The organism is uncultured Pseudokineococcus sp. (genome assembly GCF_947499845.1).
Classification (GTDB): Bacteria; Actinomycetota; Actinomycetes; order Actinomycetales; family Quadrisphaeraceae; genus Pseudokineococcus.
In genome coordinates this window covers 1-8,104 of sequence record NZ_CANMPM010000034.1, presented here as the reverse complement: position 1 = coordinate 8,104, position 8,104 = coordinate 1, and the positions used below count along the sequence as shown (strand labels likewise).

Annotated in this window: 6 protein-coding genes and 3 pseudogenes; 8 read left to right on the top strand and 1 reads right to left on the bottom strand. The window is 70.4% G+C overall.

What is annotated here, in order from left to right; all coding sequences use genetic code 11:
- Window positions 1-132: 132 nt before the first annotated feature.
- Complete coding sequence (locus tag Q0789_RS16320; protein WP_298807042.1) at window positions 133-807, bottom strand: helix-turn-helix domain-containing protein; 675 nt, start codon at window positions 805-807, stop codon at window positions 133-135.
- A 1,099-nt stretch (window positions 808-1,906) separates the two neighbouring features.
- Here Q0789_RS16320 and Q0789_RS16315 point away from each other — a divergent pair.
- The 8 genes and pseudogenes from Q0789_RS16315 to Q0789_RS16285 all read left to right on the top strand — a co-directional run.
- Entirely contained in the window at window positions 1,907-3,916 is a 2,010-nt protein-coding gene (locus Q0789_RS16315; RefSeq protein WP_298807040.1) for an EAL domain-containing protein, read from the top strand.
- A pseudogene (locus Q0789_RS16800) lies at window positions 3,798-4,520 on the top strand (GAF domain-containing protein); the annotation flags it as partial. The gene Q0789_RS16315 and the pseudogene Q0789_RS16800, both read left to right, overlap by 119 nt.
- Before the next feature lie 243 nt (window positions 4,521-4,763).
- Window positions 4,764-5,039 (top strand): annotated as a pseudogene (locus tag Q0789_RS16310) (IS30 family transposase); the annotation flags it as partial.
- Between the two features lie 30 nt (window positions 5,040-5,069).
- Window positions 5,070-5,243: a hypothetical protein gene (locus Q0789_RS16305; protein ID WP_298807039.1), complete on the top strand. Its 174-nt coding sequence runs from the start codon at window positions 5,070-5,072 to the stop codon at window positions 5,241-5,243.
- A gap of 338 nt (window positions 5,244-5,581) precedes the next feature.
- The gene (locus tag Q0789_RS16300) at window positions 5,582-6,727 is read left to right on the top strand and encodes a glutathione-independent formaldehyde dehydrogenase (RefSeq protein ID WP_298807038.1); all 1,146 of its coding nucleotides are present in this window, start codon (window positions 5,582-5,584) and stop codon (window positions 6,725-6,727) included.
- Window positions 6,728-6,748: 21 nt separating this feature from the next.
- Window positions 6,749-7,318, top strand: a complete 570-nt coding sequence (locus Q0789_RS16295) for a type 1 glutamine amidotransferase domain-containing protein (RefSeq protein WP_298807037.1) — start codon at window positions 6,749-6,751, stop codon at window positions 7,316-7,318.
- The gene (locus tag Q0789_RS16290; protein WP_366917774.1) at window positions 7,315-7,617 is read left to right on the top strand and encodes an antibiotic biosynthesis monooxygenase; all 303 of its coding nucleotides are present in this window, start codon (window positions 7,315-7,317) and stop codon (window positions 7,615-7,617) included. Before Q0789_RS16295 ends, Q0789_RS16290 begins: the two co-directional genes overlap by 4 nt.
- A gap of 195 nt (window positions 7,618-7,812) precedes the next feature.
- A pseudogene (locus Q0789_RS16285) lies at window positions 7,813-8,027 on the top strand (recombinase family protein); the annotation flags it as partial.
- Window positions 8,028-8,104 lie beyond the last annotated feature (77 nt).

Here is an 8,104-nt window from a genome sequence, read left to right as displayed (position 1 = left end):
ACGCGGTGGCCGCCCTTCGACGTCTACGCCACACCCGTCACCCGGGCCGGCCGTACACCACCCTGCTGGACGCCACTCGCCGGTTCAACCGTCGCCTCATGCGGACCTGCTACCTCGCGGCGTTGTCCAGCCTCAAGAACAGCGCCACCTCCCGAGCCTTCTACGCCCGCAAACGCGCCGAAGGAAAGAGTGGTCGATCATCGTCATGTCTCGCACCGCTCCGTCCTGGCTGCCGCGAGTGAGGTAGCGCGACCGGCGCAGCCGCCGCCCGGTGCGCAGCCGGGCGGTGTAGCGCTGGGCCAGCACCTGCGCGCCAGGCACGATCAGCGCCCGGTAGATCGTCTCCGCGCACACCCACCGGGACGGGTCGTCGGGGTGGGTCTCACGCAGCCACCCGGCGATCTGCTCCGGGGACCAGTACCGGTTCAGCTTGCGCTGCACCAGCCGCCGCAACCGGACGTCGCCGGCCAGCCGCGAGGTGCGCGGGCGGCGGCGTTGCTCGCCGGCGGCGGCCTCCGCCGCGTGCGGCAGGTAGCGGCCTTGGGCGTCGCGGTGGCGGTCGACCTCACGCTTGACCGTCGATGGTGAGCGGCCCAATTCGGCCGCGATCGCCCGCAGCGAGGTCCCCAACCGCAGCAGGTCAGCGATCACCAGCCGCTCCGGCAGCGACAGGTACCGCCCGGACCACGAGGCCTGGGCCTGCTCGGTCGCGGTCTGGTGCGAGGCGCGCCGGCGGATGAGCTGGCCTGTCTTGCGGCTCACGCCCAGGATCCTGCACGCGGCCGTGTTCGAGACCCCCTGGCGCATCAGCGCCCAGTAGGCCGCCTCTCGCGCCTGAGCCGCCGACCGTGACCGCGGCGCCAGCCTCGCCCGGGCGTGCGCGGCCGAGGCGTGCACCGCCGCGACCTGCGCAGCCTGCTGCGTCCGGCGCACCTCCTCCACCCGCTCGCGGCGGGCGGCCTCCCACACCGCCGCTCGCGCCAGGCCCACCCGCAGCTGCGCCGACGCGCTGCGCAGCGACACCCCCGCCTCGCGCTGGGCCTCGAACCGACGCTGCCACCACCGGTAGCCGCTCGAGCGACCCACCCCCGCCTGCGCAGCCGCCGAGGACACGCTCGCACCGGCGTCGAACAACGCCCAGAAGCGCCCCTCCACATCGGCCTCCCGACGCAAGTGATGCCGCCCGTCCCCGCGCTGGGAACGAGCGGCGTCCCAGTCGTCCATCAACGACGAGGAGAAGCCCAGTCGCTTCTTCGCCTCAGCCACGCTCAACCCGTCATCACGCATGGCCACGAAACGCTCGCGCACCCAACGGCGAGCTGTCTCCTTACCTATTCCGACCATGCGGGCGGACGTCTCGAGACGCCCCTCCTCGGCCAGCACACCGAAGAACCGCACTGCGGTAGGAGAATCCGCGGACATCCACATGACGAAACACCTCGGGTCGGGGTGTTGCGTCGATCGATGGAGTTCGGGGGGGCGTCATAGGACGCACGCGCGAGGGTCGCGACGGGGCTCGACCGCGGCCTCGCGGAGCGCTAAGCAGCGATCCGGCCCTCGACGCTCGGCGTGACGCGCGCGAGCCCCCGACGTGGGGCCCTTGTGCGTTGACCCGTCGGGGTCTCGTCTTCGCCTTCAGGAGCTCACGGCTCCACTGACAGGCGGTCGGGCCGATGCGTAGTGTCGGTGGCCTGGCCCGCCCCCGCCCCTGTCGGCCCAGCTCATCGCTCCACGCTGGCGACCTCCCGCACTGCTGGCCTGGTGCGACCTGCTGCAAGGAGGCTCAGTGATGACGCTCCCGTCTTCTTCCGCCGGCTCGGCGGGCACTACCGGCGCAACAGGTGATGGCGCCCCAGCCGCGGACGGGTGCGGGACGCCTCGCCAGCAGCTGCTCGAACGGCCCTCCGTGGTGGCGTCTCCGCGCTCGAGCGCGTGGGACGTCGCGGACGTGCTCACCGAGGTGGCGGCCCTGGGCGAGGAGAGCTCGAAGCAGGGCGTGCTGGAGCGGCTGGTGGACCTGGCCAGGGCCCGGACCGGCGCCCGGTTCGGGGTGGCGCTGCTGGTCGGGTCGGACGGGCGCGCCAGCCACCTCGCGCACCAGGGCATGACGACCGGGCAGGTGGCGGTGATGCCGCACCTGCCCCGTCCGGTCGGGCTGGTGGGCGTGGTGCTGACCGGTCGGGTGCTGCGGCTGGAGGACCTGCGTACTCACCCTGACGGGGTGGGTCTGCCGAGCGGGCACACACTGATGGCGGCGCTGCTGGGCGTGCCGCTGACCCACCACGAGGAGGTCGTCGGTGGCCTGTACCTGGCCCGGCCCCCGCACCAAGGCGTCTTCGAGGAGACCGACGAGGTGCTCGCGGTCGCCCTGGCGCGTCAGGCCGGCGCGCGCATCAGCGCGCTGCGCCACGTGCGTCAGTCCCGCGAGCTGGTGAGCGTACTGGCGGACCCGACGTCTCGGTCCTCAACCGGCCAGCCGGGCGCACGGGCGGGCAGGCCGGGCCCATCGGCGGTGGTCCGCCGGCTGGTGGCCGCGGCTCGCACCACCAGCGGCCTGGACCTGGCGGCCCTGTCGAGCATCGAGGGGGACCGTCAGACCTTCACCGTCGTCGAGACCACTGCCGCGCCGGCCGCGACCAGCGACACGCCAGCGGCAGCGGCAGCGGCAGCGGCCCCAGCGCCGCACCTGCTGGTCGAGGGCACGAGCATCAGCCTCGAGGAGGGTTACTGCGGGCTCGTCCTGGAGGGCCGGCTGCCGTCCTCGGTGCCGGACGTCCCCGCCCACCCGGTGCTCGGGCCGATGCCGGTGACCACCGCCCTGGGCGTCGGTGCGTACTGCGGGGTGCCGGTGCACCTGCCCGACGGGTCGCTGTACGGGTCGCTGTGCGGGCTCGGCGAGCACGCCACCACGGCCCTGTCCAGCAGCCAGCTCGGCGGGCTGCGGGCGATCGCCGAGCTGATCGGCGCCCAGCTGGCCCGCGAGGACCGCGAGGACCGCGACCGGCAGGCCCGGCGCGCGGCCTTCGCGCCCTACCTGGGCACCGACCGGCGCACCGTGGTCGTCCAACCGATCGTCGACCTGCGCACCGGCACGACCAGCGGCTACGAGGCGCTGTCGCGCTTCACCGACGGCAGCGGCGCGCCCCGGCGCCCGGACCTGGTCTTCGCCGAGGCGCACCGCCTCGAGGAGGGCATCGCCCTGGAGCAGGCCGCGACCACTTCCGCCCTGGCGCTGCTGCCCCGCCTGGCCCCGGGGCAATATCTATCGGTCAACACCTCCGCCGCCGGGCTGGCCCATCCGGCCACCTTCGACCTGCTCACCCGTGCCCTGCGCGAGCTCACCCACCGGCCCGGCCACGCCGCGGACCCCAGCAGGCCGCGGCTGGTCGTCGAGCTCACCGAGCACGACCAGGTCGAGGACTACCCCGCTCTCCTGCGGGTCCTGGACGGGCTGCGCCGCCGCGGCCTCCTGCTGGCCATCGACGACACCGGCGCCGGGTACGCCAGCCTGCAGCACCTGACCCGTCTGGCCCCGGACATCGTCAAGCTCGACATCTCCTTCGTGCGCGGCATCGACGCCGACCCCGCACGCCAGGCGGTCGTGCACGCCCTGGTCACCCTGGCCACCGACATCAGCGCCACGCTGGTCGCCGAGGGCATCGAGAACGACGCCGAGCTGACCACCCTGGGCCGTCTGGGCGTCACCCACGGCCAGGGGTTCCACCTCGCCCGGCCCGCGCCCCCCGACACCCATCTGCCGACCCGCCACATCCCGATCCACCGCACCTCGACCGTCGATGCTGCGGCTGCCCGTGCCGCGGCCCCCTCGCCGCCCCAGCTCGACGGCGCGCCCCTGGCGCCGCCACGTCCACGACCTCCCGCGGAGCGAGACCATGACCACCCCGGCGCCCGCTGACTCCGCCACCGCGCTCCGGGAGCCGGAGCCGATCACCACGGTGCCCGACCACCACGGACGTGTGCGACACGCACCGGTGCCGGCACCCCGCCCATCCGCCCCCGCTGCAGCCGCGCCCCACCCCGCGCGCGCTCAAAGGACCACCGTGCCCTCGTTCGGCCATCGCGGCCACCACCTGCCCGATCCCTCCACCGAGCCGGCGACCCGGCTCCCGACCAGGCTGCTGACCTTCGAGCAGGCCACCGCACGGGTCGTAGCGACCCTGCAGGACCCGCTGCCGCTCGGGCTGTGGGCCGTGACCCGCCGCGACGGTGACCAGCAGGTCTTCATCGACGTCCACCACGACACGGACGCCGCAGCAGCAGCGGCCGGCGGGGCGTACGACGAGGTCGACACCGGCACGGTCGTGGCCTGGCACGGGTCGATGTGCCAGGCGATGGTCGACGGGGCCCCGACCATCACGGCCGACGCCCGCACCGTCCCCGCCCACGCCGCCACCCGACCCGTGGACGAGTGGCCCGTGCGGACCTACCTCGCCGCGCCGATCACCACCCCCGACGGAGACCTCTTCGGGACGCTGTGCGGGTACGGACCGCACGTGCGGGACGTCGGCGCCCTCGAGCGGATGCGGCCCGTCGTCGACCTGCTCGCCGAGCTGCTGGGCCAGGTGCTGCTCTCGGAGCGGCTGCGCCAGGACGCCGACTACCGCGAGGCGCACCTGCACCAGCTGGCCACCCGCGACCACCTCACCGGTCTGGCCACCCGCGCGGTCCTGCACGACCGCCTGGCCCACGCCCTCGAGCTGCACCACGCCGGCGCCCGCGGCCTCGCCCGCCTGAGCGCCGACACCGGCTGCCCGGTCTACTTCTGCGACCCCCGCAGCCCCTGGCAACGCGGCACCAACAAGAACACCAACCGCCTACTGCGCCAGTACCTGCCCCGCGCCGCGGACCTACGCCTGCTCGACCAGGACGCGCTCGACGCCCTCGCCGCACGACTCAACGGGCGACCACGCGAGGTCCTCGGCTGGCGCACCCCCGCCGAGGTCTACACAGCGGCGACCACCGCGCTCGAGAAGGCGGCCACTACCGTCACGCTCCTGAGCGGTGCGTTGACCCCTTGAGCTCGTCATCGTCTACGGCGGAGCCGCCTCGTGATCGCCGAAAAGGTCGGCGCATCGTTCCGCTACCCACGACGCACTATCCATGGGACCATCGGCCGTGTAAGTACCCCGATCATCGCCATCGTCTGCGCCCTCGGAGTCATTGTTCCACTGGCGCTCGGGTTCCTGCCCAGCCAGCGCAAGCGGCGCGCAACTCGCCGCTGATTCGCACAGCCGCGTTGGTTGGCACAGGGCCGCGCTGACGACCGCGGTCGTGACGCTTTCCCCTTTGCGGTCCCGGCTCATCATCAGAACCGCTGTCAACGTCACGATGATAACGAGCACAAGGACGAATGGCGCGACCACTGCAAGCGTGTACAGAGCGCATGCCCTGGGATCGAGCAGCGGACCCGGGCACTATCCCGGCTCGATCGCTGCACATCAACTCAAGGCGAGCCCCTTGACACGTGGTTCTTGGGGGCGTTCACTGTTTAGGGGTGGGGCCAGCGTCGGAGAGGCCTTGCCAGAAAGACATCGAGCAACACCATCGGATCGGAGTAGACATGAAAGCAGTGGTGTACGAGGGACCCCGTCAGGTCAGCACGAAGGACGTCCCGGACGCGAAGATCGAGCGACCCACCGATGTCCTGGTCAGGGTAACGACGACGAACATCTGCGGCTCGGACCTTCACATGTACGAGGGGCGGACCTCCTTCGAAGTAGGCCGGACGTTCGGTCACGAGAACATGGGGGAGGTCATCGAAGTCGGTAGTGGCGTGGAGAAGGTCAGGGTCGGAGACCGGGTTGTGCTCCCGTTCAACATCTCGTGCGGATTTTGTAAGAACTGCGAACGCGGCCTGACCAACTACTGTCTCACCACCCAGCCCGAACCATCATTCGCCGGAGCGGCCTATGGGTTCGCCGACATGGGTCCCTATGGCGGTGGCCAAGCGGAGCTGCTCCGCGTGCCTTTCGGTGACCACAACGCGCTGCGCCTGGGCGAGGATGCGGAGGAGAGGGAGAACGATTACGTCATGCTCTCTGACATCTTCCCCACCGGCTACCACGCCACCGAGATGGCCGGCGTGATACCCGGCGACAGCGTTGTGATCGCTGGGGCGGGTCCGGTCGGATTGATGGCCGCCCTGTCCGCGATGATCAAGGGCGCAGCAAAGGTGATGGTGGTCGATCGCCACCCTGACCGGCTCGCGCTGGCCGAGCAGATCGGTGCGATTGCCATCGACGACTCCAAGGTCGACCCCGTGCAGGCTGTGCTGGACGAGACGATGGGGCTTGGAGCTGACCGTGGTTGCGAATGCGTGGGCTACCAGGCCCACGATCCCCAGGGCAACGAGGACACCGCTGCCACGCTGAACATGCTCATCAACTCGGTCCGCTTCACCGGAGGAATCGGCACCGTTGGCGTGTTCGTCCCCCAGGACCCGGGGGCCAAGGGCGAATTGGCCAAGCAGGGCATGGCAGCCATCGACTTCGGCACACATTGGTTCAAGGGGCAGACCATGGGAAGCGGTCAAGCCCCGGTTAAGCGGTACAATCGCCAACTGCGAGACTTAATCGCGGCCGGCAAGGCGACCCCTTCCTGGATCGTCTCCCACGAGATCTCGCTGGACCAAGCTGCCGATGCCTACAATAACTTCGACGCCAGGTCCAAGGGTTGGACCAAGGTCCTCATCAAGCCCGGCATGTGAAACAGAAAGAAGGAAACTGAGATGGCAGCAGATCTTCAGGGAAAGAGGGTCGCGATCCTCGCCGCCGACGGAGTCGAACGCGTTGAGCTCGAGCAACCCCGCGAAGCACTGGAACGGGCCGGCGCTCAGACCGAGGTCCTCTCGATCCACGACGGCGAGATTAAGGCCCGTAAGAACGACCTGGATGAAGCGGGCACGTTCACCGTCGACGGGTTGGTCGCCGACGCCTCGGTGGGCGACTACGACGCCCTGCTGCTTCCCGGCGGCACGGTTAACCCCGACCAGCTCCGGGTCGACAAGGACGCCGTTTCCTTCGTCCGCGACTTCGTCGAGAGTGGCAAGCCCGTGGCGGCGATCTGTCACGGGCCTTGGACGTTGATCGAGGCTGGCGTGGTCGGAGGTCGCACCTTGACGTCCTTCCCGAGCATCCGCACGGATCTGCGCAACGCTGGTGCGGAGGTCGTTGACCAGGATGTCGTGGTCGACGGGAACCTGATCACTAGCCGCTCACCCGACGACCTGCCTGCGTTCTGCGATACGATCGTGGCGAAGTTTGCGAGCAATTCGATCCAGAGAGAGGTGGCGTCTTGAGCGTGACGACGGGACTGCTTGTCAGGCTGGAGGCCCTGCCCGGCAAGGAGGACGAGGTCCAGGAATTTCTCGGCATCGGGCGAGGGCTCGTCGAGGAGGAACCGGCCACCATCGCGTGGTTCGCGATCCGTCTCGGCCCGTCCTCATTCGGGATTTTCGACGTGTTCCCCGATGGCGCCGGCCGCGACGCGCACCTGTCCGGCGCAGTTGCGACCGCTCTCGGCGAGCAGACGGGCAAACTGTTCAGCGAGCCTACGATCGAGAAATTAGACGTCCTGGCCTCTAAGCTCCCCGCCTGAGACCACGACCTCGTCGAGCGTGCCGCGGTCCGATTCTCACATCGCACAGCGGCACGCTCGTCACGATGGGGTCGCGGTGGTGGCTGCCTGCAGTGCGGCGGTGAGGTAGCCCGCGGAAGCACCGACGCCCTCATCCGCGACGGACGGCCTCCACCCGCTCGGCGTCGACCCGTGCACGTGCACGTCGACCACGGCATGACCGGAACGAACCGTGAACGCCCGGGGCTCCGCGAAGCGCTTGCCGCGGTCCGCGAAGGTGACGTCCTGGTCGTCACCAAGCTCGATCGCCTCGCAAGATCACTCCCCGACGCTTGTGATATCGCCACGAGCCGACGCGCAAGGGTGTGGCGTTGAACCTCGGAGGTTCCTTCTACGACCCAACCGATCCCGTTGGGCGACTGCTGTTCAACGGCTCTTCGTACCTGCGGTGGGGCTCATGCCAGTCGGGGGTGGCGTAGGCCTCCGCCGATGAGGAGCATCCGGAGCC